This window comes from Burkholderia sp. 10_S31, assembly GCF_056930375.1.
The window spans coordinates 2,692,875-2,717,800 of sequence record NZ_JBXOWK010000003.1; the positions used below are offsets into that span (position 1 = coordinate 2,692,875).

A 24,926-nucleotide genomic window follows, 5' to 3' on the forward strand; every position below is an offset into this window, starting at 1 on the left:
CGTTCCGCCGCCACCGCCGGCCTTCCGCTGCCTGGCTGGATTGCTAATGACGAAAACAGATATCCATATTTGAAAAACTCCGGTGAATCGTAATAAACTCGCCTTATATTTCAAACGACTAAAAAATTCTGTTGATATGCGGAAGGGTTATAAATGAACCTGCACCAATTTCGCTTCGTGCGCGAGGCCGTCCGGCAGAATTTCAACCTCACCGAGGCCGCCAAGGCGCTGTACACGTCGCAACCGGGGGTATCGAAGGCGATCATCGAGCTCGAGGACGAGCTCGGCGTGGAGATCTTCACGCGGCACGGCAAGCGCGTGCGCTCGCTCACCGAGCCGGGCAGGATCATCCTCGCGTCGGTCGAGCGGATACTGCAGGAGGTTGAAAGCCTAAAAAGGGTCGGAAAAGACTATGCAGCACAGGATCAGGGCAACCTGACGATCGCCGCCACTCACACGCAGGCCCGCTACTCGCTGCCGGCCGCGATCGCCGAGTTCAAGAAGCGCTTCCCGAAGGTGCACCTGTCGATCCTGCAGGGCAGCCCGACGCAGGTCGCCGAGATGGTGATCCACGACCAGGCCGATCTTGCGATCGCGACCGAGGCGATCGCCGACTACAAGGAACTCGTGTCGCTGCCCTGCTTCCAGTGGCATCACGCGGCCGTGGTGCCTGCCGACCACCCGCTGCTCGAGCGCAAGCCGGTCACGCTGGACGATCTCGCGCAGTACCCGCTGATCACGTACGACGACGCGTTCGCCGGCCGCAAGAAGATCAACCACGCGTTCGCGCTGCGCGGGCTGTCGCCGGACATCGTGCTCGAGGCGATCGACGCCGACGTGATCAAGACCTATGTCGAGCTCGGCCTCGGCGTCGGGATCATGGCCGACATCGCGTTCAATCCGGAGCGCGACCGCAACCTGCGGCTGATTCCGGTCGGCCACCTGTTCGGCAGCAATGTGACGCGCGTCGCGCTCAAGCAGGGCGCCTACCTGCGCAGTTATGTGTATACACTCGTCGAGCTGCTGTCGCCGACGTTGAACCGCAAGCTGATCGAGCAGGCGCTCAAGGGCGAGTCCGAATCGTACGAGCTTTGACCCGCGTGTATAAACGCAGGGGCGCCCGCTCCCCGCTTGGCGCCCCTTTTTGCTGCCCGACGGAGATTCCCGCATGACGCTTCCCGCCCTGTTGCGCCGCGCCGCCGGCGCCGCCCTCGTACTCGCGTGCGCGGCCGCGCACGCCGACCTGAAGGTCGGCGTCGACCTGTCGTCGACCGGCCCGGCCGCCGCGATCGGCATCACCAGCAAGAACGCGATCCTGATGTGGCCGAAGACGATCGCCGGGCAGCCGGTGCAGGTGACGGTGCTCGACGACGCATCCGACCCGGGCACCGCCGTGCGCAACATCCGCAAGCTGGTCGACGAGGATCACGTCGACGTCGTGGTCGGTCCGAACATCACGCCGGCCGCGCTCGCGGCGCTCGACGCGGTGGCAACCGCCCAGACGCCGATGATCACGCTGGTCGGCTCCGGCGCGATCGTCGAGCCGCAGGAAGGCGCGCGGACCTGGGCGTTCAAGATGGCGCAAAGCGACAGCGCGATGGCCGACGTGATGACGCGCTATATGGCCAACCACGGCGTGAAGACGGTCGGCTTCATCGGCTTCGCGGACAGCTACGGCGACAGCTGGCTGAACGAGTTCACGCGCTTCGCGCAGGTGCGCAAGATCCGCGTGATCGCGACCGAGCGCTTCAACCGCACCGACGCGAGCGTCACCGGCCAGGCGCTGAAGCTGATCGCGGCGAAGCCCGATGCGATCCTGATCGCGGGCTCCGGCACGCCGGCCGTGCTGCCGCAGCGCACGCTGATCGAGCGCGGCTACAAGGGCGCGATCTACCAGACGCACGGGATCGCGACACCGGAATTCATCAAGCTCGGCGGCAAGGACGTTGACGGGACGCTGTTCCCGACCCAGCCGGTCGTCGTCGCGCGCACGCTGCCCGCCGACCATCCTGCCCGCAAGGCCGCGCTCGCGTTCGTCGACGCGTATGAGGCGAAATACGGCGCCGGTACGGTCACGCAGTTCGCGGGCGACGCGGCGGGCGTGTACCCGCGCCTCGCCGACGCGGTCGGCCGCGCGCTGAAGACAGCGCAACCCGGCACGCCCGCGTTCCGCGCGGCGCTGCGACGCGAGCTCGAGCGCGCGCACGAGCTCGTCGTGCCGAACGGCGTCGTCAACACGAGTGACAAGGATCACGTGGGGCTCGATCAGCGCGCGAGCGTGATGGGAATCGTGAAGCAGGGCCGGTTCGTCTACCTGAGCCAGTAACGCGCGAACGGTCGCCGGACAGCTTGCCCGGTGGCCCGTTTTCCGCCATAATCCGCGTTTCGCCGCGCACAATCGCATGCGCGGTCAGGAACACAAGCCCAGGTGGTGAAATTGGTAGACGCAGGGGACTCAAAATCCCCCGCCGCAAGGCGTGCCGGTTCGATTCCGGCCCTGGGCACCAGCTTTCGCAGCGTCATGCGCTGCACTCGAAACCCGCGCAAGCACATCGCTTCGCGGGTTTTTTGTTATTCGCCGCCCGCGCCGCAACGCACGCCGCTCCCCGCCGGTCCAAGCATCATGATCGACGCGCAGCACGGAGGCAGCCATGCCCATGCGCACGATATCATCCCCGCTCTGCCGCGGCGTGCTCGCCGCGGTGCTCTCGCTGGTGCTGGGCGGATGCGACGTGCTGACCGCGCCGCCCGTACCCGAATGGCCGGGACCGCATGCGCCGTATCCGTTCCCGGACAACGTCCCGCATCGCACCGAATGACCGGTCGCCTTGCGCCGCATGCGCTCAACCCGTCAGCTCCCGCACGAAGTCGAGAAACACACGCACCTTCGCCGAAACGAGGTTCGACGCGTGGTGATACGCATACAATGGGAAGGTCTCGTCCGCCCACTCGGGCAGCAACTGCACCAGCCGGCCTTCAGCGACGATGTCTCTCGCGTAGAGTTCGAGCAACTGCGCGACGCCCTCCCCGCCGACACACGCGCCGAGCAGCGCGCCCGTATCGTTGACCGTCAGCCGGCCGGCGGCGTCGAACGGCACCACCTCGTTGCCGCGATGGAATTCCCATCCGTACGGCCGCCCCGTCACCGGGTCGCGGATCAGCACGCAGCGGTGCCCGTCCGCGAGATCCCGCGGGTGCCTCGGCTCGCCGTGACGCGCGACATAGGCCGCCGACGCGCAGGTGAGCACGTGCGTCTCCAGCAGCAGTCGCGCCCGGTATGACGACGGCTCCGGAATGCCGAAACGCACCGCGACGTCGAACCCGTCGGCGACGAGGTCGCCCATCCGGTCGCGCACGCTGATCTCGACGGACAGCTCGGGGAAGCGGTTGAGGAATTCGGCCATCCTCGGCGCCAGCACATAGTGGCCGAAGGTGCCGTCCACGTTGACCCGCAGCCGCCCCCTGACACGCGCCCGGGAACGGCCGGCGTCGACCGCCGCCTCCTCGATGCCGGCCAGCAGCGGCGCGACGGCCTCGTAGAAGCGCCGCCCTTCGTCGGTCAACGTGATCGCGCGCGCCGTCCGGTTGAAGATCCGGATACCGACACGCTCTTCCAGCCGCGCGACCGCGCGGCTCACCGCCGGCTGCGTCAGTCCCATCGCCTCGCCCGCGCGCGCGAAGGTACCGGCCTCGATCACCGCCGAGAGCACGCCGATCCCGCTCAGGAGCCTGCTGTCGAATCCCATGAGACATACTTTTAGTCATTCTTGATCTGATCATTATTCATTATTTTTATTGGTCGAGGAAACCTACATTAGTCCTGTCGCCGGATCGTCCGGCACTTACGAACCAAGGAGCAGGACATGAACGCATCGAAACAGGTCGCCCTCGTCACGGGCTCGTCGCGCGGCATCGGCGCGGAAATCGCCCGCCGTCTCGCCCGGGACGGCTTCCGGGTCGTCGTGAACTACGCCGGCGGCGCCGCCCCGGCCCGGGAAGTGGTCGACGCGATCGCCGCCGACGGCGGCGAAGCCATCGCGGTACAGGCGGACGTCGCCGACCCGGCGGCGGTGGCCGCACTGTTCGATGCGGCCGAGCAGGCGTTCGGCCGCATCGACGTGGTCGTCAACAGCGCGGGCGTCATGAAGCTTGGCGCGCTCGCCGAGTTCGACGATGCGGCCTTCGACCAGACCGTCGCGATCAACCTGAAGGGGGCGTTCAACGTCAGCCGCGAGGCGGCGAAACGGGTGCGCGACGGCGGGCGCATCGTCAATCTGACGTCGAGCGTGATCGGCATGCGCCTGCCGACCTACGGCGTGTACATCGCGACCAAAGCGGCCGTCGAAGGGATGACGCAGGTGCTCGCGCAGGAGATGCGCGGCCGCGGCATCAGCGTGAACGCCGTCGCACCGGGGCCGGTCGCCACCGAATTGTTCCTGCAGGGCAAGAGCCCCGAGCTGGTCGATCGCATGGCGAAGCTGAACCCGCTCGAGCGGCTGGGCCAGCCCGAGGACATCGCCGGCGTCGTCGCGTTCCTCGCCGGCCCCGACGGCGCGTGGGTCAACGGCCAGATCCTGCGCGCCAATGGCGGCATGTGCTGACCAGCGCAGGGAATCGCATTCGCCGCGAGAGGTTCAGGAACATCAGACTCGCCGACCTGCTTGCGCCCCGCGTCGGCGGCGGATCCGCCGCCCGCCGGCCGCAATACATGGCGAATGCCGCCGGCACCCGCCGATCGCGGTCAGCGCATTCGGGCGCAGCGGCCTTCTTCAGTCACCGCTCGCACTCGTGCCCGTGTCGTTCAGCGCATCCGCCATCAACTCCCCGAACCACTCGATGAACGCGTTGAGCCGCCGCGACCGGTGCCGGCGATGCGGATACACGGCCGACACGTCCATCGGCGCGGCCCGATGGCCGGGCATCACCTCGACCAGCGCACCGCTGTCGAGCAGATGCATGACGTCGAACCGCGGAATCTGGATCAGCCCCATCCCGGCAATGCAGCTCGCGATATAGGTTTCGGCGTTGTTGACGATCACGCGGCTCGGCAACGCCAGTGTGTGCCGCCCACCGTCCGCGCAGTATTCCCAGCCGAGCTCGCGCCCGGTCGTCGGCGACGCATAGCCGATCGCCCAGTGGCCGTGCGCGAGCGCATCCGGATGCTCGGGCACGCCGCATTCGCGCAGGTAGTCGGGGCTCGCACAGTTGATCAGCGCAAACTGCCCGAGCGGCCGTACGACGAGACTGCTGTCCGCGAGCCGCCCGACCCGGATCGCGCAGTCGACGCCTTCCTGCACGAGGTCGATCGACCGGTCGGTCGAGCCGAGCGAGAGCTGCAGCTTCGGATACTGGCGAAACAGCGAAGGCAGCGCGGGCGCAACCACGCGACGCGCGATCCGGCTCGGCACGTCGACGTTCAGCCGCCCGATCACGTCGCGGTCGCGGCGGCGGAACAGGCGATCGAGGTCGTCGGCCTCCGCGAGCAGCCGCCGGCCGCGCTCGAGCAGCAGCGCGCCGTCGGCAGTCAGCTGGACCTGCCGTGTCGTGCGGTGCAACAGGCGCGTGCCAAGCGCCGTCTCGAGCTGCTGGACGGCCGCCGACACGGTCGCGCGCGGCACGTCGAGCGCATGCGCGGCCTTGATGAAGCTGCCCATCTCGGCAACCTGAAGGAAGATTCTGACCTGGTCCAGCTTGTCCATCGGCGGGTGGAAAAAGTGGGTTCGGGCGACCGTCACCGGCAAACGCCGGGCGTCGCGGCCGATGCCTGCGGCACAGAAGAAACGGGCGCGTAGCTTCGTGCCCGCGCGCCCGTCCATTGTCCATGCAAACGGTCCATTGCGGGTTCCCGCGCGCACACGGCGCCCGCCGACACGGCCCGTTACTTCGTCGTATAGCCGCCGTTGATCAGGATCGTCTGGCCGGTGATCCACCAGCCGTCGGTCACGAGGTGACGGATGAACGGCACGACGTCCTCGATGTCGGTGAGGCCCGTCTTGCTGAACGGCGACAGCGCGGCCGCCGTCTTGTGATACGCGACCGCGTCGGCGCCTTCGGCCGGATAGAAGAACGGCGTGTCCATCGGACCCGGCCCGACCGCCGTCACCGAGATGCCGCGCGCGCCGTACTCCTTCGCCGCTGCGCGCGTGAAGTGCTCGACCGGCGCCTTCGACCCTTCGTAGGCCGCATAGAACGGCGTGAACGCGCCGAGCAGCGACGTCACGAGCGTGACGAGCTTGCCGTGATCCTCGAGGTGCCGCCCCGCTTCCTTGATGAAGAAGAACGCCGACTTGCTGTTCACCGCGAACATCTCGTCGTATTCGGCCTCCGAAATTTCCGTGAACGGTTTCTTCAGCACCTTGCCCACGGTGTTGATCGCGATGTCGATCTTGCCGAAGCGCTGCTTCGCGTCGTCGAACAGTTTTTCGACCGCGGCGGCCGTCGTCAGGTCGGCCTGGAACGTCGCGGCTTGCGCGCCGGCCGCGCGCACGGCGGCGGCCGTCTCCTCGGCCTGCGCCTGCGACGCCGCGCTGTTGTAGTGAATCGCCACCGCCTTCGCGCCGTGGCCGGCCAGGTCCCGGGCGATCAGGCCGCCGAGATTCTTGGCGCCGCCTGCGATCAGGACGACCTTGTCTGCGAGCGTGTGAGTAGCCACGGTTGACTCCTTTTAGCGTTGAATGAAGCTAGGAGTGTAGGCACGCGCAACGCACCGGTCAGCCCGGCGCGGCTGGATGGATTATCCAGAAAAGCGCTCCAATCGAGCGGCGGGAATGGCGGGCTGCCCCACCGACAGCGGCCGCGAAATCGGCTCGGCGCGATACGATGCGCGGCCCCGGCGCCACGCGAATCACCGTGTGTACAGCACCGCGTCGATCTTGCCGAGCAGCCACTGCATGCCGGCCAGATGCTGCTGGTCGTGGCTGCACAGGTAGTGAAGGAGGCCGCGCACGGTCAGCGCGCCATAGCCTTCGAACTCGCCGGTGCGTGCAAACTGATCGGGCGTGAGGCGCGCCACGAGGTCGAGCGTCTCGCGCCGTGCGTCGCGAATCGCCGCGAGCACGTCGGATGCGTACGCGGCGTCGTAGCGGCGCGCGATCGCGAGCGCGTCGCCGTCGACCGACACGAGCAGCGGGTGGTCTTCCTCGAGCATCCGCCGCAGCCGCACGTGATAGCCGTCGATCTCGATGTCGCGCACGTGGCAGAGCTGCCCGAGCGGCGAGAAGTGCTCGCTCGGGATGCCGCTCCAGTCGTCGGGCGTCCAGCGCGCGTAGCCGTCCGGCACGGCGGCGAAATGGGCTTCGAGCTGGCGGGGAAAATCGGCGAGTGCATCGAGCGTCGTCGGATTCATGCGGCAAACTCCGTGGCGGATGAAGACGGCGGCAGCTCTGGCACGGGCCTGCCGCCGCCGTGGCACGACTTCTCGCTGAAGCCGAACGTCCCTTGCGTGCGACGGCCGTCGGTCGCGAAGGATGAGCGCGCGCAGCGCTCCGGCAGCTTACCAGCGCGGGCGGGTTCGTGCCGGTGCCGGCACGCGGCTTGATAGAATGCGCGCGCTATGGATCTCGAAAGCATTCTCTACACGCAGGGCTTCGGCTCGCGCCGCCAGTGCCGCGGCCTGATCGAAACGGGCCGCGTCACCGTCGCGGGTGCGAGCGCGACCGACCCCGACGCGTCGTTCGACACCGACGGCCTGGTGTTCACGGTCGACGACACCGCGTGGCCGTTCCACGCCCGCGCGTATCTCGCGCTCAACAAGCCGGCCGGCTACGAGTGTTCGCGCGAGCCGCAACACCACGCGAGCGTGTTCAGCCTGCTGCCCGCGCCGCTCGTCGCGCGTGGCGTGCAGTGCGTCGGCCGCCTGGACCAGGACACGACGGGCCTGCTGCTGCTGTCCGACGACGGCCAGTTCGTGCATGCGTACACGTCGCCGAAGCGCAAGGTGCCGAAGACCTACGTCGCGACCGTGCGCCACCCGCTCGACGACACCCAGCTGGACGCGCTGCGCGCCGGCGTGCAGCTCCACGGCGAGCCGAAGCCGATCGCGGCGGTCGCCGCCGACGCGCGCGACACGCATGCGCTCGCGCTGACCGTCCTCGAAGGCAAATATCATCAGGTGAAACGCATGGTCGCCGCGGCCAGCAATCGCGTCGAGGCACTGCACCGCGAAAGCATCGGCGGCTTCACGCTGCCGGATGACCTGGCGCCCGGCGCGTGGCGCTGGCTCGGGGAAAGCGACCTTTCAGCCCTGCGCAATCCCGTCAAAACCCTGTAAGGGAAAATCCGCACGACCGTTCGAAGTCCGGCCGCATCGCGGCCGAACGTTCCCCCGCTATACTGAAATCACAAGCTGTAAGAGCAGCAATGCAGGGGAGACATCATGAACATCAACCATTCGTTCGAACTGTCGTACGTGACGATCGCGTTCGCGGTCATGGGCGCCATCGTGATCGGCGCGCTGCTGGCCACGATGCACATGAAGCACAAATATCATCCGAACCTGATTGGCGCGCTGATCGGCGCGTTGCTGTGCTTCCTGCTGATCGAGGCGTTACCGGCGCTGACCTGACGCGCTGCGCGGCGCGAGCGTTTGAAGGAATTCGTCTACGGTTGGATAGCGCAACGTCACGCACAATTCGGTCTTGAGCCGTGCATTGGACAGGCGCCGCGACTCGCGCATGAACGACAGGAGCGTTGGCTCGAGCTGATGCTCGGCGTCCGCGCGGCTGATACGCGGCGGCGGCGGCAGGCCGAATGCCTGTGCGACCCGGTCGAAATACTCTCCCATCCGCAGTTCGCTGTCGTCCGACGCGTGCACGGCGCGCGCCGGCTTGCCGCGCACGGCCGCGCGGCGCAGGATCGTCGCGAGATCGTCCGCATGGATGTGATTGGTGTAGACGTCGTCGGCCGGCTCGAGCGCCGGCGTGCCGCGTTCGAGCCGCGCGAGCGGCAATCGGTTCGCCGCGTAGATGCCGGGAATGCGCACGATGCGCGCGGACAGCACGCCGCGCACCGTCGCCGCCCGCAGCTGGCGCTCGGCCGACACGCGCCGGAACGCGCGCGGATTCGCGGGGCGCAGCGGCTGCGTTTCATCGATTCGCGCCCCGCCGCAATCGCCGTATACGCCCGTCGTACTGGCATAGACGAGCGTCGGCGCGCGAAGGGCGTCGGGTACAATACGCGCTGCCTGAAGCGGCATGCCGGCCTGTCGGGTCGCGGCGCGCAGCGTGCGAAGCCGGCCCACCGAAGACACCGACGGTGCGCGGGGTCGCCGTGCAGGCACGGACAATGCGGCGATCAACGCACGGGTGCGGCGATCGTCGCGGCCGTCGGATGGCGGCGGTGCGAGATGCAGGATCGTGCGGGCAAGCCCGGCGATCCGTACGAGTGTCGCCCGGTGATCCAGGTTGCCGACGATCGGCGTCGCGCCGGCCGCGCGCAATTCGTCGCAGCGGCCCGGATGGCTCGTCAGCGCGACGATGCGCAGGTTGCGGCGCGCGGCGCGCCACTGCGCGACGCAGCGCAGCCCGACGTCGCCGCAGCCGACGATCAGTGCGCGCGGCCGGCGCAGGATTCGAGTCGCGATCATGTTGGTTGCGAAATCAGTAGCCACCGTTGCGCGGCGCGCAACGGGTTTGCATTGTAGCTGCCGTGCGCGACATGCACGGTCCCCACATTTTGTTCTATTTGGTTCTATGGCATTCAACGTTACTCTCAAGCAAAGCGGCCGGCAGTTCCAGGTCGAGTCGGACGAAACCGTGCTGGCGGCGGCGCTGCGCCAGAACGTCCATCTGCCGTACGGGTGCAAGAACGGCGCGTGCGGCTCCTGCAAGGGCCAGATCGTGTCGGGCCAGATCGAACAAGGCCCGCACGCCGCGTCGGCATTGTCCAACGACGAACGCACGCGCGGCCTCGCGCTGCTGTGCTGCTCGAAGGCGCAATGCGACCTCGAGATCGACGTGCGTGAAATCGCCGGCGTCGACGGCGTGCAGGTGAAGAAGCTGCCGTGCCGGATCGCCGCGCTCGAGCGCCGCGCCGACGACGTGATGGTCGTGAAGCTGCAGCTGCCCGCCAACGAGCGCCTGCAATACCTCGCGGGGCAGTACGTCGAATTCATCCTGAAGGACGGCTCGCGTCGCAGCTACTCGATGGCGAACGCGCCGCACGAGGAAGGCCCGATCGAGCTGCACATCCGCCACATGCCGGGCGGCAAGTTCACCGACCACGTGTTCGGCGCGATGAAGGAGCGCGACATCCTGCGCTTCGAAGGCCCGCTCGGCACGTTCTTCCTGCGCGAGGACTCCGACAAGCCGATCGTGCTGCTCGCGTCGGGCACCGGCTTCGCGCCGATCAAGGCGATCGTCGAGCACGTGAAGCACACGGGCATCACGCGCCCGATGACGCTGTACTGGGGTGCTCGCCGCAAGCAGGACATCTACCTCGGCGAGCTCGCCGAGCAATGGGCGCGCGAGATCCCGAACTTCACGTACGTGCCGGTGCTGTCCGAACCGGACGACGCCGACCAGTGGACCGGCCGCACCGGCTTCGTCCACCGCGCGGTGATCGAGGACCTGCCCGATCTGTCGGGCCATCAGGTGTACGCATGCGGCGCGCCGGTGATGGTTGAATCCGCGCAGCGCGACTTCACGCAGCACCACGCGCTGCCGGCCGACGAGTTCTACGCGGATTCGTTCACGAGCGCCGCCGATCTCGCGCATCCGGTCTGAACACCGGGCGCGCCCGCGTCCCCCGCTGCGCGCCGCCGTGTCACATCCGTGGCATCGCGGCGGTTTACAGTGGGGCGCGGGATGCCTTATGCTTGCGCACATGAACCGCTTCCTGTCCGCTCTCCGACGTCGCCGCTCGCCGCTCCGCCCGGATGCCGCCGGCTCGTCACGGACTCGCGCGTAACCCTTCTCCGCTTCACCGGTTACGCACAAGCTGTTCGATCCACCAGCCACGGCCTTCCGTGGCTTTTTTATTGCCCGTTTCCCTTTCAACGCCCGCTGGAGTCTGCTGCCATGCCCCTGAACGATTACCCGATCGACTCGCTGATGTACATCACGAACCGCCCCGACATCGTGTTTACGCACGGCAAGGGTTCGTGGCTCTACGATCACACGGGCAAGCGCTATCTGGACTTCATTCAGGGCTGGGCCGTCAACAGTCTCGGCCACTGCAACGACGGCATCGTCGAAGCGCTGAAGACGCAGGCCGAGAAGCTGCTGAACCCGTCGCCCGCGTTCTACAACGAACCGATGGCGAAGCTCGCGGACCTGCTCACGCAGCACAGCGTATTCGACAAGGTGTTCTTCACGAACAGCGGCGCGGAAGCGAACGAAGGCGCGATCAAGCTCGCGCGCAAGTGGGGCCGCAAGTTCAAGAACGGCGCATACGAGATCATCACGTTCGACCACAGCTTCCACGGCCGCACGCTCGCGACGATGTCGGCCAGCGGCAAGCCGGGCTGGGACACGATCTACGCACCGCAGGTGCCGGGCTTCCCGAAGGCCGAGCTGAACGACATCAACTCGGTCGAGAAGCTGATCACCGACAAGACCGTCGCGGTGATGCTCGAGCCGATCCAGGGCGAAGGCGGCGTGATTCCGGCGACGCGTGAATTCATGCAGGCGCTGCGCGCGCTGACGAAGCAGCACAACCTGCTGCTGATCGTCGACGAAGTGCAGAGCGGCTGCGGGCGCGCCGGCACGCTGTTCGCGTACGAGCTGTCCGGCATCGAGCCGGACATCATGACGCTCGCGAAAGGCATCGGCGGCGGCGTGCCGCTCGGCGCGCTGCTGTCGAAGGCCGACGTCGCGGTGTTCGAGGCCGGCGACCAGGGCGGCACGTATAACGGCAACCCGCTGATGACGGCGGCCGGCTATTCGGTGATCTCGCAGCTCGTCGCGCCGGGCTTCCTCGAAGGCGTGCGCGCGCGCAGCGAATACCTGAAGCGCAAGCTGCTCGAACTGTCGGAGGAGCGCGGCTTCGAAGGCGAACGCGGCGAAGGCCTGCTGCGCGCGCTGCTGCTCGGCAAGGACATCGGTCCGCAGATCGTCGAGAAGGCGCGCGACATGCAGCCCGACGGCCTGCTGCTCAACGCAGCCCGCCCGAACCTGCTGCGCTTCATGCCCGCGCTGAACGTGACGACCGAGGAAATCGACCAGATGATGGCGATGCTGCGGTCGATCCTCGATACGCTCTAAGGAGACCCCCGCGATGGATGCCGCCGCCGATGCTGTCGCCATCCGCCCGTTCGAACGCGCCGACACCGATGCCGTGCTTGCAGTCTGGCGCGACGCGTTCCCGCAGTACGACGAAGCCGGTGCGCCGCCGCACCGCGATCCGCTGCGATCGATCGAGCTGAAGCTCGCGACGCAGCCGGAGCTGTTCTTCGTCGCGACCTGCGGCGCGCGGGTCGTCGGCACGCTGATGGCGGGTTTCGACGGACATCGCGGCTGGCTCTACTCGTTCGGCGTGTCGCACGACGCGCGGCGACTCGGCATCGGCCGCGCGCTGATCGCGCATGCGGAACGCGCGCTCGCCGCGCGCGGCTGCCTGAAGATCAACCTGCAGGTACTGCCCGGCAACGACGATGCGTGCCGCTTCTATGCGGCGCTCGGCTATCGCGTCGAAGAACGCATCTCGTTCGGCAAGACACTGCCGGCCGCCTGACGCCGGCAGTCGCCACCCTCAGCGCGTGATCGGCACCGCGCCCGGCAGTGGGTTGCCGAGCGCGTCGGTCGGCACGGCCTGCTGCCCGAACGCCGCGCAATACGCGGCCCATTGCGACTCGCTCACGCGCACGATCAGCGCGCCGTCCTGCCACACGTCGTTGTGATCGTTGTGGTCATCGCCCGCGCGGTGCAGGTAGTTCGAGCCCGTCGAACCCTGGTTCATGTGCGTGTCGTGAATGCCGTTGCCCTCCGAATACGCGGCACGAAAAGCACGAAAAAAAAGCTGTCACGGCATCCCGTGACAGCTTTTCGAACGTCCTTGCGCGGCACGCCGGCATCCGCCGCCGCGCCGCACCAGATCCGCTGTTTTACTCGCCCAGATACGCGGCCCGCACCTTCGGATCGTCGAGCATCTTCTTCGCGTCGCCTTCCATCGTGACCGTGCCCGAGTCCATCACGTAGCCGCGGTCGGCCGCCTGCAGCGCGAGGCGTGCGTTCTGCTCGACCAGCAGCACCGTGATCCCCTCCTTCGAGATCTCGCGCACCACTTCGAAGATCTTCTCGACCATGATCGGCGACAGGCCCATCGACGGCTCGTCGAGCAGCAGCAGCTTCGGCTTGGACAGAATCGCGCGCGACATCGCCAGCATCTGCTGCTCGCCGCCCGACAGCGTGCCCGCGAGCTGCGTCGCACGCTCCTTCAGGCGCGGGAAGAAGCCGAACATCCGGTCGACGTCCTTCTTGATCTGCTCCTTGTCGTTGCGCAGGTACGCGCCCATCTGCATGTTCTCGACGATCGACATCCGCGCGAAGATCCCGCGGCCTTCCGGCACCATCGCGAGGCCGCGCTTGAGCAGTTCGTGCGCAGGCACGCCCTTGATCGACTTGCCGTCGTACTCGATGTCGCCCGCCGAGTACGGCTTCAGGCCCGTGATCGCCTTCATCGTCGTGGTCTTGCCTGCGCCGTTCGCGCCGATCAGCGTCACGAGCTCGCCCTGGCGGACTTCCATGTCAACACCCTTGACGGCCTGGATGCCGCCGTAGTTGACCTGCAAGCCCTTGATTTTCAACATTGCCGCTGCCATCAGTGCACCCCTGCGCCGAGATATGCCTCAATCACCTTCGGATTCTTCTGCACGTCCTGCGGCAGACCCTCGGCGATCACCTTGCCGTAATCGAGCACCGTCATCCGGTTGCATAACCCCATCACGAGCTTCACGTCGTGCTCGATCAACAGGATCGTGCGACCGTCCGAGCGGATCTTGTCGAGCAGGCGCGTCAGTTCGACCTTCTCGGTCGCGTTCATCCCGGCCGCCGGCTCGTCGAGCGCGAGCAGCTTCGGGTCGGTCGCAAGGGCCCGCGCAATCTCGAGACGGCGCTGGTGGCCGTACGACAGGTTGCGCGACGTGTAGTCCGCGTACTGCAGCACGCCGACGTATTCGAGCAGCTCGATCGCGCGTTCCTTGATCTCGCGCTCTTCCTGGCGTTCGGCCGGCGTCTGGAACACCGCGCCGAGCAGCCCGTGCTTGGTGCGCACGTGGCGGCCCACCATCACGTTCTCGAGTGCGGTCATCCCGCCGAACAGCCGGATGTTCTGGAACGTGCGCGCGATGCCCGTCTTCGCGACCTGGTGCACCGCGGTCGGCTGGTATTGCGTGCCGTCGAGCCTGAACTCGCCGGAGTCCGGCGTGTAAAGACCCGTGATCACGTTGAAGAACGTCGTCTTGCCGGCACCGTTCGGGCCGATCAGCCCGTAGATCTCGCCTTCCTTGATCTCGAGGCCGACGTCGGACAGCGCCTGCAGGCCGCCGAAGCGCTTGTTCACGCCTTTGACGGACAGTCGGATTTGTTTGTCGCTCATGTGTGATATCCCCTTGTCCGTCGGTTAAGCGCGCACCGGCTTCTTGCTGTTGCGCTTTGCCAGTTTCGCGATCTTGTCCTCATGCTTCGGCGCGGGCCACAGGCCTTCCGAGCGATACAGCATGATGACCACCATCGCGAGTCCGTACAGCGCCTGACGGATCACTTCGGTATCGACGATGTCGTGGCCGAAGATCGCATGCTGCAGCGGGCTCATCGTCGAGCGCAGGAATTCCGGGAAGATCGCGAGCAGCACCGCACCCAGGATCACGCCCGGGATGTGGCCCATGCCGCCGAGCACCACGCAGGCCAGCACCACGATCGATTCCCAGAACGTGAACGACTCCGGCGACACGAAGCCCTGGAACGAACCGAACATCGCACCCGACAGGCCACCGAACGACGCGCCCATCGCAAACGCGAGCAGCTTCACGTTACGCGTGTTGATGCCCATCGCCTTCGCCGCGATCTCGTCTTCGCGGATCGCCGCCCATGCGCGGCCGATACGCGAATGCTGCAGGCGCGTACACACCCAGATCACCAGCAGCGAGCACAGCACGAACAGGTAGTAGTACATGTACACCGACGGCAGCTGGATGCCGAACAGCGAGTGCGTCTGCGACAGGTTGAAGCCGCCGACGTGCACCGGATCGATGCCCGTGATCCCCTTCGGGCCGTTGGTGATGTTCACCGGGCGGTCGAGGTTGTTCATGAAGATCCGGACGATTTCACCGAAGCCGAGCGTCACGATCGCCAGGTAGTCGCCGCGCAGGCGCAGCGTCGGCGCGCCGAGCAGGATCCCGAAGGTCGCCGCCAGCGCCATCGCGATCGGCACGATGAGCAGGAACGGCACGTGCAGCCCGTTCGGCGCGAGCGCCGCGATCCACTCGAACTGCGAGCTCAAGTGCGGCGAGCTCAGCAGCGCCGCCGTGTACGCGCCCACCGCGTAGAACGCGATGTAGCCCAAGTCGAGCAGGCCGGCGAAGCCGACCACCACGTTCAGGCCCAGCGCGAGCATCACGTACAGCATCGCGAAGTCGAGCACGCGGACCCAGTAGTTGCCGCCGGCCGAGCCGATGATGATCGGCGCGGCGATCACGAAGGCCGCGGTCAGGATGCCGATGATGACGGTCTTGGCGGTGTTGCGCTCTTCGACGAGCGACGTCGAGGATTCGATCGGTTGAATGGATGTCATGTTGTTTGCTCCCCTTCCGTTACGCGCGATCCGCGACACGTTCGCCCAGCAGGCCCGACGGACGGAACACCAGCACGATGATCAGCACGATGAATGCGAACACGTCCTGGTAGTTACTGCCGAATACGCCGCCCGTGAGGTTGCCGATGTAGCCCGCGCCGAGCTGCTCGATCAGGCCGAGCACCACGCCGCCGACCATCGCGCCGCCGAGGTTGCCGATCCCGCCGAGCACCGCCGCCGTGAACGCCTTCATGCCCGGGATGAAGCCCATGTAGAAGTGCACGTTGCCGTATTCGGAGGCGATCATCACGCCGGCCAGCGCGGCGAGCGCGGAGCCGATCATGAACGTCGCGGAGATCACGAAGTTCGGGTTCACGCCCATCAGGCTCGCGGTGTTCGGGCTTTCGGCAATCGCACGCATCGCGCGACCGAGCTTGGTCTTGTGCACGAGCAGCAGCAGGCCGGCCATCACGATGAACGCCACCGCGATGATCACGATTTCGGTCACCGAGATCACGGCGCCGGGCGTCGTGTCGGTCGCCTTGATCACGTTGATCGGGTCGGTCGGCAGCAATTGCGGGAACGGCAGCGGGTTGCGCGACCAGATGATCATCGCGGCCGTCTGCAGCAGGATCGACACGCCGATCGCGGTGATCAGCGGGGCGAGACGCGGGGCGCGGCGCAGCGGCCGGTACGCGACGCGCTCGATCGTGTAGCCCACGCAGGCGCAGACGATCGCGGCGATGCCCAGGCCGATCGTCAGCGTCGCGACGTTGCCGAGTTCGGGGAAGTGGTTCTGCAGCACGGTGATCGCCGACAGGGCGACCATCGCGCCGATCATCAGCACGTCGCCGTGCGCGAAGTTGATGATGCCGAGAATGCCGTACACCATCGTGTAGCCCAACGCGATGATGGCGTACACACTGCCGAGCACCAGCCCGTTGAGAACCTGCTGGACGAAAATATCCATTTAAAGCTCCTTGGCCCGTGCTGCCGGAGGACGTTGCGCCCCGCGGGTAAGCGAGGAATCGCGCCTTCTCGGCGACACTGCGGGTACTAGTCGATACCGGTAAGGGTGGATCGTCCCGGCGCGCGCCGCCCGGCCTGTACGGCCGGACTTGCCGCCGGAGCGGATACAAAAACAGCACCGCACTGTTCCGGTGCCATCAAGAGTCCCGTCGCTAAATCGTCACGACATCGAGGACGGTGTACTTGGCCTCCTTGAAGTCGTAGGGCAGCGTGCTGAAGCGGCCGGTCTCCGGTTTCCCGAATGCCATGCCTTTTTCCGTCACGGCCGGTGCGAACCCCGCGTCCGGACAGATCAGGTTCCGCGCCGCGTCGCCCGCGAGCTCGACCACCTTGACGGCGCACATGCCGTTGTCGCCAAGGATTTGCGCTCCGATGCCGGACGCCGTCGCCTGCGTTGCAAGCGGGCCGTCCGCCGCCGCCCGCGCGGCGCCCGAACCGGCATCGCGAAGGTGGCACCCGACTTTCGTCAGGACTGCGTCGGAATTCGTGAAACGAAGCAGACTGCCCGCCGCGACGCGGTGAGCCGCGGCGACACGCTGTTTCGTCGAATCGAAATGAAAGGGGACCAGTGACATCTGCACGTTGCCTGCGTTGCCCCGAAACCCGGCCGTCCGTCGTTCAACGCGCCCTGCTGCCGCATCACGGTCGGCGGCCCGTCGTCGGGCCAACCGCGTGCCCGTCGCCCGGTTGGTCGCCATGCCGCCGGCGCGTCTTGCCCGCCGTGACGAATGCATGCCGATCTTCGGGCCCTGCGCGTTGAATTCCTCGATCGCCAAACGTGCCCCGTTATCCTTGTCACTGTCCGATTGCGCAATGCGGCACGCCGACGGCGCCGCACGACCGGTTCTGGCAGCGCGCACGTCGCTGGCCGCCGGTACGGCGTATGCCGCAGCCTCCCTGCCCGCCCCGTCGTCGCTCTTTTTTCTGCAACCGGTAAGCATTGCAACCGGTGCGGCGACAGACATGGCGTAAGCCAACTTCACATGCATCGAGTGGTCTCCCGCGCCTTGCCAAAACCTTGTTTCAAAGCCATTCCGGCCTGAAAACGGGCGCATTGTAACTCCATTTACAGGACGCCAATAATCCTGATTCGATGGGGTTTTCCTGCATTGCAACCAATTTTGAGAGACGGTTAAGCAAGGGTATAGCAACCGGGTTGCACTATTAATGTGAATAATGGTTGCGATTTCGTTTTCGTGACGCAAAAAAAAGCGCGCCGGGAGGCGCGCTTCGGGGTACTGCGGTGTGATGCGGCAATCAGGCGGCAGGCGGCAGGTTCAGCCCGCGCGGCAGCGGAAACGACACGTTTTCCTCGATGCCGTCGAGTGCGCGGACGTTGCGCACGCCGAGTTCGCGCAGCCGCGCGATCACGGCCTGGGCGAGCACTTCGGGCGCCGATGCGCCGGCCGTCACGCCGATGCGGCGCTTGCCGGCCACCCACGCCGGATCGATCTGCTCGGGTGCGTCGACCATGTACGCGGCCACGCCGCGCTTCTCGGCCACTTCGCGCAGGCGGCTCGAATTCGAGCTGTTCGGGCTGCCGACGACGATCACGACGTCGCACTGCGGCGCCATGAACTTCACCGCATCCTGGCGGTTCTGCGTCGCGTAGCAGATGTCCTGCTTCTTCGGCTCGCGGATCTTCGGGTATTTCGCCTTCAGCGCGCCGATGATCTCGGCCGCGTCATCGACGGACAGCGTCGTCTGCGTGACGAGCGCAATGCGCTCGGGATCGGCAAGTTCGAGTTTCTGCACGTCCTCGACGCTTTCGACGAGGTGCATGCCGCGCTCGACCTGCCCCATCGTGCCTTCGACTTCCGGGTGACCCTTGTGGCCGATCATCACGATGTCGACGCCGTCCTGGCGCATCTTCGCCACTTCGACGTGCACCTTCGTGACGAGCGGGCAGGTTGCGTCGTAAATGCGCAACCCGCGCACGTCCGCCTCGTCGCGCACGGCCTTCGACACGCCGTGCGCGCTGAAGATCACGGTGTTGCCGGCCGGCACTTCCTCGAGCTCCTCGACGAAGATCGCGCCCTTCTTCTTCAGATCCTCGACCACGTACTTGTTGTGGACGATCTCGTGACGGACGTAGATCGGCGCACCGTGCATCGCGATCGCGCGCTCGACGATCTCGATTGCGCGATCGACCCCCGCGCAGAAGCCGCGCGGCTGGGCCAGCAGGATTTCGGCATCGGCGGCGACGGTCTGCCCGGACAGCGTATCGGTGGTGCTCATGATTACAGGATTCCGATGATTTTCACTTCGAACGTGAGCGCTTGGCCCGCGAGCGGATGATTGAAGTCGAACAGCGCCGAGGTTTCGCTGACTTCCTTCAGCACCCCTGCATAGCGGCCGCCGTCCGGCGCGTTGAACTCGATCAGGTCGCCCGGCGTGAAATCGTCGCCGACCATCCCGTTCTCGCGCAGCGTCGACAGCGTCACGCGCTGGAGCATGTCGGGATTGCGGGGACCGAACCCCTGTTCGGGCGTTAGCTGAAAAGTCGAATGGTCGCCGACCCTGAGCCCGATCAGAATCTGTTCCAGCGAGGGCGCCAGTTGCCCCGCGCCGAGCAGCAGCGTGGCGGGCTTGTCGGAGAAGGTGTTGACGATGTCGGCGCCGTCGGCCAGCGCAAGCCGGTAATGCAGTGTGACATGGGAACCGGGCTTCACTTCGGATAGATCGATGATGCTCATGAATGACTCGTGTTCGTCGGCGCCCGAACTGGCCGAAAGGCCCGGCGCAAAGCCAATATTGTAAGTCACCTGAGCGCGCAAGGCTGAAAGTGCGACGACGTCGCGCACACGCACGCCGCCAATGGAGTTTCGATCATGCTGTCACCCTGCCCCGTCGCCCCGGCGACCGAATGTCGCGACACCGCCGAAGCCACGGCCGCTGCGGCCCGCCGTATCGGCACCGCCGAGCTGCCGCGCAAGCGCCGCCCGCGGAATTGGCGCCCCGACCTGCCGCGCGAGCGGCTGCTGGAGCGCGGCCCGGACTCGCTGACCGACGCCGAACTGATCGCGCTGCTGCTCGGCACCGGCGGCGGCGGCCGCGACGTGTTCGCCAGCGCCCGCGCGCTGCTCGCCCGGTTCGGCGGCTCGCTGCGCGACATGCTCGACGCGGAGCCGCACGTGTTCGCGACACACCCCGGCATCGGCGCGGCGCGCTCCGCGCTGCTGATCGCCGTGACCGAGATCGTGCGACGCGCGCTGGCCGAAAAGGCACGCACGCGCACGCTGATCGATTCGCCGGGCGCCGTCGAGGACTATCTGCGGCTGCGAATCGGCACGCGTCCGTACGAGGTGTTCGTCACGCTGTACCTGGATGCCCGTCACTGCCTCATCGACGTGGAAGAAAGCGCGCGCGGCTCGCTGACGCGCATGGCCGTCTATCCGCGCGAGATCGTGCGCCGCGCGCTCGCGCTGAATGCCGCCGCGCTGATCATCGCGCACAACCACCCGTCCGGTGCCGTACAGCCGAGTGCGGAAGACCGCCGCCTGACGCGCGCGCTGCACGACGCGCTCACGCTCGTCGACGCAAAGCTGCTCGATCACGTCGTCGTCGGCACAGCTGATACATTTTCGTTCGCACGCGCCGGTTGGTTGTAGACTGTGGCCCGGCACCCCACCCCGGGGGCGCCGCAACGACGAAGCGAAATTGGGTTTGATTTTTCGGAACTTTTTCTGCTAGAATCGTCGTCTGTCTTTTTTCCAACCAGTTCTAGCCATCGAAGGGCCTTGTCTGTAAAGGCTTCGGCGTTCTGAGTGCAGCCATGGATCACGTGGCGGTGCGATGGAACCTTCATCGGCGATCGAACCCCGAATTTAGCGTATTAGGAGTGCTCTCATGGCACGCGTATGCCAAGTAACTGGGAAAGCGCCGATGAGCGGCAACAACGTTTCCCACGCAAACAACAAGACGAAGCGCCGCTTCCTGCCGAACCTGCAAAACCGCCGGTTCTGGGTGGAGAGCGAAAACCGCTGGGTGCGCCTGCGCGTTTCGAACGCCGGCCTGCGCCTGATCGACAAGAACGGCATCGATTCCGTGCTCGCTGACCTGCGCGCACGCGGCGAAGCCTAAGCCCAAGGAGCATAATCATGGCAAAAGGCGCACGCGACAAGATCAAGCTCGAGTCGACCGCTGGTACGGGTCACTTCTACACGACCACGAAGAACAAGCGCAACATGCCGGAAAAGATGGCGATCAAGAAGTTCGATCCCGTCGTCCGCAAGCATGTGGAATACAAAGAAACCAAGATCAAGTAATCTCCGGTTTCTGCTAGCCTGACGGCGACCGAAAAGCCCCGCACATGCGGGGCTTTTTGTTTTGCGCGCACGCGCGAGCCCGACGCGGTATGCTCTCCCCTTTCCGCGGTCACGGCCGACGGAACGCACAAGATCTAAAGCGTAACGATGGAGATGCAGCATGAAATTCGACGTGGCGATCGTCGGCAGCGGCCTGGCAGGGCTGTCGGTCGCACTCAACCTGGCCAGCACGCGACGTGTCGCGCTGATCGCGAAACGTTCGATGATGGAGGGGGCGAGCGATAACGCGCAAGGCGGCATCGCGGCCGTCCTCGACTCGGCGGACAGCATCGAGAACCACGTCGACGACACGCTGGTCGCCGGCGGCGGACTGTGCGACGAAGGCGCGACGCGCTACATCGTCGAGCACGGCCGCGAAGCGATCGAATGGCTGATCTCGCAGGGCGTGCCGTTCACGAAGGACGATGCGGCCGAACTCGGCTTCCACCTGACGCGCGAAGGCGGCCACAGTCACCGCCGGATCATCCACGCGGCCGACGCGACCGGCCATGCGGTGCTCGCGACGCTGTCCGACCGCGCTCGCCAGCATCCGAACATCACGTTCTTCGAAAACCACCATGCGATCGACCTGATCACGTCGGATCGGCTCGGCCTGCCCGGCCGCCGCTGTCACGGGCTGTATGCGCTCGACGTCGACAACGACCGCACGATCACGATCGAAGCGCCGCACACGGTGCTCGCAACCGGCGGCGCCGGCAAGGTCTACCTGTACACGACGAACCCCGACACCGCGACCGGCGACGGCATCGCGATGGCGTGGCGCGCGGGCTGCCGCGTGTCGAACATGGAATTCATCCAGTTCCACCCGACCTGCCTGTTCCATCCGTATGCGAAATCGTTCCTGATTTCGGAAGCCGTACGCGGCGAAGGCGGCCTGCTGAAGCTGCCGGACGGCACGCGCTTCATGCCCGCGCACGATCCACGCGCGGAACTCGCACCGCGCGACATCGTCGCGCGCGCGATCGACTTCGAGATCAAGAAGCGCGGGATCGACTGCGTGTATCTCGACATCAGCCATCAGCCGGAAGCGTTCCTGCGCGAACACTTCCCGACGATCCATGCGCGCTGCCTCGAATTCGGCATCGACATCGCGAAGCAGCCGATTCCAGTCGTGCCGGCCGCGCACTACACGTGCGGCGGCGTCGTCACCGACCTCGCGGGGCGCACCGATCTCGCTGGCCTGTATGCGGTCGGCGAAACGTCGTACACGGGGCTGCACGGCGCGAACCGCCTCGCGAGCAACTCGCTGCTCGAATGCCTCGTGATCGGCCGCGCGGCCGCCGAGGCGATCGAAGCGGCCGGCTTCGACGCCGAAGCGCCGGCCACGCTGCCGGCGTGGGACGAAAGCCGCGTATCGGATGCGGACGAGGAAGTCGTCGTCGCGCACAACTGGGACGAACTGCGCCGGCTGATGTGGAACTACGTCGGCATCGTGCGTACCGACAAACGCCTCGAACGCGCGAAGCACCGGCTGTCGCTGCTGCGCGACGAGATCCACGAGTACTACGCGAATTTCCGCGTGACGCGCGACCTGCTCGAGCTGCGCAATCTCGTCGACGTCGCGACGCTGATCGTGAAGAGCGCATACTCGCGCCGCGAAAGCCGCGGACTGCACTACAGCCGCGACTGGCCGCACACGCTACCGAAGGCGCTGCCGAGCGTGCTCACGCCGCGCTTGCGCCGCCGCTGACCGGTACACCCTCCCCGGCTGCCACACACAGAAAAAAAGCCGTTGGCGGTTGCGCGCCAACGGCTTTTTCGTCAGACGGTATGACACGCGGTCAGTCGATGATCCGCATCGAATAGTCGGTCGCGCGCACGTCCTTCGTCAGCGCGCCGATCGAGATGCGGTCGACGCCCGTCTCCGCGAACGTGCGCACCGTATCGAAATTGACGCCGCCCGACACCTCGAGCACGGCCTTGCCGGCCGCGACGCGCACCGCTTCGCGCATCATGTCGAGCGTGAAGTTGTCGAGCAGCACCGACTGCGCGCCATGCGCGAGCGCCGTGTCGAGCTGCGCGAGCGTCTCGACTTCGACCTGCACCGGCACGCCCGAATCCAGCGCGAACGCCGCATCGAGCGCTTCGCCGACGCCGCCGGCTGCCGCGATGTGGTTTTCCTTGATCAGGATGCCGTCGTACAGCGCGAGACGCTGGTTCTCGCCGCCACCGACCCGCACCGCGTACTTCTGCGCGAGCCGCAGGCCCGGCAGCGTCTTGCGCGTATCGAGAATCTTCGCGCGCGTGCCTTCGACGCGATCGACGTAACGGCGCGTCGCGCTCGCGACACCCGACAGCAATTGCAGGAAATTCAGCCCGTTGCGCTCTGCCGTCAACAGCGCGCGCGCCGGCCCTTCGAGTTCGCAGACCGTCGAATCCGACGTCATCCGGTCGCCTTCGCGATAGTGCCATTGCACGGTGATCGACGGATCGATCCGCGCGATGACGGCCTCGAACCACGGCACGCCACACAGCACCGCTTCCTCGCGCACAATGATGCGCGCACGGCGCCGCTCGCCGGCCGGCACGAGGCGCCCGGTCTGGTCGCCGGTGCCGACGTCTTCGGCGATCGCATCGGCGACGTTGCGCGCGATCGCTTCGTCGAATGCAACGCCGTATTGTGCGCGGACGGCCTCGAACAACGGGGAGACTGCGCCAGTCATGCAGCCCCCACGTTCGCGAACAGTTGCTGGTCGCGCTGCAGATCGCCGCTCGCCTGCACGCGCTTCTTGTGCGCCGCTGCGAAATCGAGCATCCGGTCGATCGGCAGACGCGCGCGCACGCCGATCGCGGGATCGACGAAGATCTCGTTGTGACCGCGTTCGAGCACGTCGGCGAGGTTCGCGAGGCCGTTCATCGCCATCCACGGGCAATGCGCGCAGCTCTTGCAGGTCGCGCTGTTGCCGGCCGTCGGCGCGGCGATGAAGGTCTTGCCGGGCGCCGCGAGCTGCATCTTGTGCAGGATGCCGAGATCGGTCGCGACGATGAAGTGCGTCGCGTCGAACTTCACGGCTGCGTCGATCAGCTGCGTCGTCGAGCCGACGACGTCCGCCTGTGCGACGACGTTTTCCGGCGACTCGGGATGCACGAGCACCTTTGCGTCCGGGTATTCCGCGCGCAGCAGGTCGAGCTCGATGCCCTTGAATTCGTCGTGAACGAGGCACGAACCCTGCCACAGCAGCATGTCCGCGCCGGTTTTCTTCTGGATGTAGCTGCCGAGATGGCGATCGGGTGCCCAGATGATCTTCTCGCCGCGCGCGTGCAGGTCGGCGACGATCTCGAGGCCGATCGACGACGTGACCATCCAGTCCGCGCGTGCCTTCACGGCGGCGCTGGTGTTCGCGTAGACGACGACGGTGCGGTCGGGATGCGCATCGCAGAACGCGGAGAATTCGTCGACCGGGCAGCCGAGATCGAGCGAGCAGGTCGCATCGAGATCGGGCATCAGTACGCGTTTGCCGGGGCTCAGGATCTTCGCGGTTTCGCCCATGAAGCGCACGCCGGCGACGACGAGCGTCTGCGCGTCGTGGTCGCGGCCGAAGCGAGCCATTTCGAGCGAATCGGCGACGCAACCGCCGGTTTCGTCGGCCAGCTCCTGCAGTTCGGCATCCACGTAGTAGTGAGCGACGAGCACGGCCTTTTCACGGGCGAGCAGTGCCTTGATGCGCGCCTTCAGTGCGGCGCGTTCTTCGGCGGACGGTGCATCGGGCACTTTGGCCCACGCTTGCCCGACGCCACAGACGGTCCCTGCCGAGACCGGCCGGTCGTACTCGACGGATTTGATCGTCGATTGCATCTCCATATCTCCTGTCGACCAGAGTTAGCGCTTTAGCGCTTACTCTG

General features: G+C 66.4%; 27 protein-coding genes, 1 tRNA gene and 1 pseudogene. 14 read left to right on the forward strand and 15 right to left on the reverse strand.

Annotation, left to right across the window (positions count from 1 at the left end; genetic code table 11):
* Window positions 1–153: 153 nt before the first annotated feature.
* The 4 genes from AC1Z3W_RS32660 to AC1Z3W_RS32675 all read left to right on the forward strand — a co-directional run bounded on the left by AC1Z3W_RS32660 (window position 154) and on the right by AC1Z3W_RS32675 (window position 2,819).
* Window positions 154–1,095, forward strand: a complete 942-nt coding sequence (locus tag AC1Z3W_RS32660) for a CysB family HTH-type transcriptional regulator (RefSeq protein ID WP_009689198.1) — start codon at window positions 154–156, stop codon at window positions 1,093–1,095.
* Window positions 1,096–1,168: 73 nt separating this feature from the next.
* A complete protein-coding gene (locus tag AC1Z3W_RS32665) occupies window positions 1,169–2,326 on the forward strand; it encodes an ABC transporter substrate-binding protein (protein ID WP_057926049.1) in 1,158 nt (385 codons plus the stop codon).
* 96 nt (window positions 2,327–2,422) lie between these two features.
* Window positions 2,423–2,507 (forward strand) — tRNA-Leu (locus tag AC1Z3W_RS32670).
* Window positions 2,508–2,651: 144 nt separating this feature from the next.
* Window positions 2,652–2,819: a hypothetical protein gene (locus AC1Z3W_RS32675; protein ID WP_162840556.1), complete on the forward strand. Its 168-nt coding sequence runs from the start codon at window positions 2,652–2,654 to the stop codon at window positions 2,817–2,819.
* Window positions 2,820–2,843: 24 nt separating this feature from the next.
* Here AC1Z3W_RS32675 and AC1Z3W_RS32680 read toward each other — a convergent pair whose 3' ends face one another.
* A complete protein-coding gene (locus AC1Z3W_RS32680; protein ID WP_483509314.1) occupies window positions 2,844–3,746 on the reverse strand; it encodes a LysR family transcriptional regulator in 903 nt (300 codons plus the stop codon).
* Between the two features lie 117 nt (window positions 3,747–3,863).
* Between AC1Z3W_RS32680 and AC1Z3W_RS32685 the strand changes: the two genes are divergently transcribed.
* Window positions 3,864–4,601, forward strand: coding sequence for an SDR family oxidoreductase (locus AC1Z3W_RS32685; RefSeq protein WP_057926051.1), 738 nt, complete (start codon window positions 3,864–3,866; stop codon window positions 4,599–4,601).
* Between the two features lie 168 nt (window positions 4,602–4,769).
* Here the strand turns inward: AC1Z3W_RS32685 and AC1Z3W_RS32690 are convergent, their stop codons facing one another.
* From AC1Z3W_RS32690 to AC1Z3W_RS32700, 3 genes are all read right to left on the reverse strand, one after another.
* The gene (locus AC1Z3W_RS32690; protein WP_124834449.1) at window positions 4,770–5,699 is read right to left on the reverse strand and encodes a LysR family transcriptional regulator; all 930 of its coding nucleotides are present in this window, start codon (window positions 5,697–5,699) and stop codon (window positions 4,770–4,772) included.
* Window positions 5,700–5,878: 179 nt separating this feature from the next.
* Window positions 5,879–6,652 (reverse strand): SDR family oxidoreductase, encoded by a 774-nt coding sequence (locus AC1Z3W_RS32695; RefSeq protein ID WP_057926053.1) that lies wholly within the window; start codon window positions 6,650–6,652, stop codon window positions 5,879–5,881.
* Between the two features lie 192 nt (window positions 6,653–6,844).
* Window positions 6,845–7,345 (reverse strand): DinB family protein, encoded by a 501-nt coding sequence (locus AC1Z3W_RS32700; RefSeq protein ID WP_175825071.1) that lies wholly within the window; start codon window positions 7,343–7,345, stop codon window positions 6,845–6,847.
* Window positions 7,346–7,552: 207 nt separating this feature from the next.
* Here AC1Z3W_RS32700 and AC1Z3W_RS32705 point away from each other — a divergent pair, with 207 nt between their 5' ends.
* Both AC1Z3W_RS32705 and AC1Z3W_RS32710 read left to right on the forward strand, forming a co-directional pair.
* Window positions 7,553–8,269: a pseudouridine synthase gene (locus tag AC1Z3W_RS32705; protein WP_057926055.1), complete on the forward strand. Its 717-nt coding sequence runs from the start codon at window positions 7,553–7,555 to the stop codon at window positions 8,267–8,269.
* A gap of 105 nt (window positions 8,270–8,374) precedes the next feature.
* Window positions 8,375–8,563: a hypothetical protein gene (locus AC1Z3W_RS32710; protein ID WP_057926056.1), complete on the forward strand. Its 189-nt coding sequence runs from the start codon at window positions 8,375–8,377 to the stop codon at window positions 8,561–8,563.
* Here AC1Z3W_RS32710 and AC1Z3W_RS32715 read toward each other — a convergent pair.
* A complete protein-coding gene (locus tag AC1Z3W_RS32715) occupies window positions 8,546–9,583 on the reverse strand; it encodes an NAD-dependent epimerase/dehydratase family protein (protein WP_057926057.1) in 1,038 nt (345 codons plus the stop codon). The two genes, AC1Z3W_RS32710 and AC1Z3W_RS32715, sit on opposite strands and share 18 nt — an antisense overlap.
* Window positions 9,584–9,689: 106 nt before the next feature.
* On the opposite strand from AC1Z3W_RS32715, the gene AC1Z3W_RS32720 reads away from it, so the two are divergent.
* The 3 genes from AC1Z3W_RS32720 to AC1Z3W_RS32730 all read left to right on the forward strand — a co-directional run bounded on the left by AC1Z3W_RS32720 (window position 9,690) and on the right by AC1Z3W_RS32730 (window position 12,669).
* On the forward strand, window positions 9,690–10,721 hold the full coding sequence (locus AC1Z3W_RS32720; RefSeq protein WP_057926058.1) for a CDP-6-deoxy-delta-3,4-glucoseen reductase: 1,032 nt from the start codon (window positions 9,690–9,692) through the stop codon (window positions 10,719–10,721).
* A gap of 294 nt (window positions 10,722–11,015) precedes the next feature.
* Window positions 11,016–12,200, forward strand: a complete 1,185-nt coding sequence (locus AC1Z3W_RS32725) for an acetylornithine transaminase (protein WP_057926059.1) — start codon at window positions 11,016–11,018, stop codon at window positions 12,198–12,200.
* A gap of 13 nt (window positions 12,201–12,213) precedes the next feature.
* Window positions 12,214–12,669, forward strand: coding sequence for a GNAT family acetyltransferase (locus AC1Z3W_RS32730; protein ID WP_057926060.1), 456 nt, complete (start codon window positions 12,214–12,216; stop codon window positions 12,667–12,669).
* An 18-nt stretch (window positions 12,670–12,687) separates the two neighbouring features.
* Here AC1Z3W_RS32730 and AC1Z3W_RS32735 read toward each other — a convergent pair.
* From AC1Z3W_RS32735 to AC1Z3W_RS32770, 8 genes and pseudogenes are all read right to left on the reverse strand, one after another.
* Window positions 12,688–12,939 (reverse strand): annotated as a pseudogene (locus AC1Z3W_RS32735) (DUF2278 family protein); the annotation flags it as partial.
* A 100-nt stretch (window positions 12,940–13,039) separates the two neighbouring features.
* Window positions 13,040–13,756, reverse strand: a complete 717-nt coding sequence (locus AC1Z3W_RS32740; RefSeq protein ID WP_057926061.1) for an ABC transporter ATP-binding protein — start codon at window positions 13,754–13,756, stop codon at window positions 13,040–13,042.
* Window positions 13,756–14,532, reverse strand: coding sequence for an ABC transporter ATP-binding protein (locus tag AC1Z3W_RS32745; RefSeq protein ID WP_057926062.1), 777 nt, complete (start codon window positions 14,530–14,532; stop codon window positions 13,756–13,758). The genes AC1Z3W_RS32740 and AC1Z3W_RS32745 overlap by 1 nt, the downstream gene beginning before the upstream one ends.
* A 24-nt stretch (window positions 14,533–14,556) precedes the next feature.
* Entirely contained in the window at window positions 14,557–15,726 is a 1,170-nt protein-coding gene (locus AC1Z3W_RS32750) for an ABC transporter permease subunit (protein WP_057926063.1), read from the reverse strand.
* Between the two features lie 19 nt (window positions 15,727–15,745).
* The gene (locus AC1Z3W_RS32755; protein WP_057926064.1) at window positions 15,746–16,696 is read right to left on the reverse strand and encodes a branched-chain amino acid ABC transporter permease; all 951 of its coding nucleotides are present in this window, start codon (window positions 16,694–16,696) and stop codon (window positions 15,746–15,748) included.
* A 211-nt stretch (window positions 16,697–16,907) separates the two neighbouring features.
* The gene (locus AC1Z3W_RS32760) at window positions 16,908–17,744 is read right to left on the reverse strand and encodes a type 1 periplasmic-binding domain-containing protein (RefSeq protein WP_124834453.1); all 837 of its coding nucleotides are present in this window, start codon (window positions 17,742–17,744) and stop codon (window positions 16,908–16,910) included.
* Window positions 17,745–18,012: 268 nt separating this feature from the next.
* Complete coding sequence (ispH, locus tag AC1Z3W_RS32765) at window positions 18,013–18,993, reverse strand: 4-hydroxy-3-methylbut-2-enyl diphosphate reductase (protein WP_057926066.1); 981 nt, start codon at window positions 18,991–18,993, stop codon at window positions 18,013–18,015.
* 2 nt (window positions 18,994–18,995) lie between these two features.
* Window positions 18,996–19,451 (reverse strand): FKBP-type peptidyl-prolyl cis-trans isomerase, encoded by a 456-nt coding sequence (locus AC1Z3W_RS32770; RefSeq protein WP_057926067.1) that lies wholly within the window; start codon window positions 19,449–19,451, stop codon window positions 18,996–18,998.
* 135 nt (window positions 19,452–19,586) lie between these two features.
* Between AC1Z3W_RS32770 and radC the strand changes: the two genes are divergently transcribed.
* From radC to nadB, 4 genes are all read left to right on the forward strand, one after another.
* On the forward strand, window positions 19,587–20,366 hold the full coding sequence (radC, locus tag AC1Z3W_RS32775; protein WP_124834454.1) for a RadC family protein: 780 nt from the start codon (window positions 19,587–19,589) through the stop codon (window positions 20,364–20,366).
* Window positions 20,367–20,604: 238 nt separating this feature from the next.
* Window positions 20,605–20,838, forward strand: coding sequence for a 50S ribosomal protein L28 (rpmB, locus tag AC1Z3W_RS32780; RefSeq protein WP_004186391.1), 234 nt, complete (start codon window positions 20,605–20,607; stop codon window positions 20,836–20,838).
* Between the two features lie 17 nt (window positions 20,839–20,855).
* The gene (gene rpmG / locus AC1Z3W_RS32785) at window positions 20,856–21,023 is read left to right on the forward strand and encodes a 50S ribosomal protein L33 (protein ID WP_006478046.1); all 168 of its coding nucleotides are present in this window, start codon (window positions 20,856–20,858) and stop codon (window positions 21,021–21,023) included.
* Window positions 21,024–21,183: 160 nt separating this feature from the next.
* Window positions 21,184–22,773, forward strand: a complete 1,590-nt coding sequence (gene nadB, locus AC1Z3W_RS32790) for an L-aspartate oxidase (RefSeq protein ID WP_057926069.1) — start codon at window positions 21,184–21,186, stop codon at window positions 22,771–22,773.
* Window positions 22,774–22,864: 91 nt separating this feature from the next.
* Here the strand turns inward: nadB and nadC are convergent, their stop codons facing one another.
* Both nadC and nadA read right to left on the reverse strand, forming a co-directional pair.
* A complete protein-coding gene (gene nadC / locus AC1Z3W_RS32795; protein WP_057926070.1) occupies window positions 22,865–23,746 on the reverse strand; it encodes a carboxylating nicotinate-nucleotide diphosphorylase in 882 nt (293 codons plus the stop codon).
* On the reverse strand, window positions 23,743–24,879 hold the full coding sequence (gene nadA / locus AC1Z3W_RS32800) for a quinolinate synthase NadA (protein WP_057926213.1): 1,137 nt from the start codon (window positions 24,877–24,879) through the stop codon (window positions 23,743–23,745). Before nadA ends, nadC begins: the two co-directional genes overlap by 4 nt.
* Window positions 24,880–24,926: the final 47 nt, after the last annotated feature.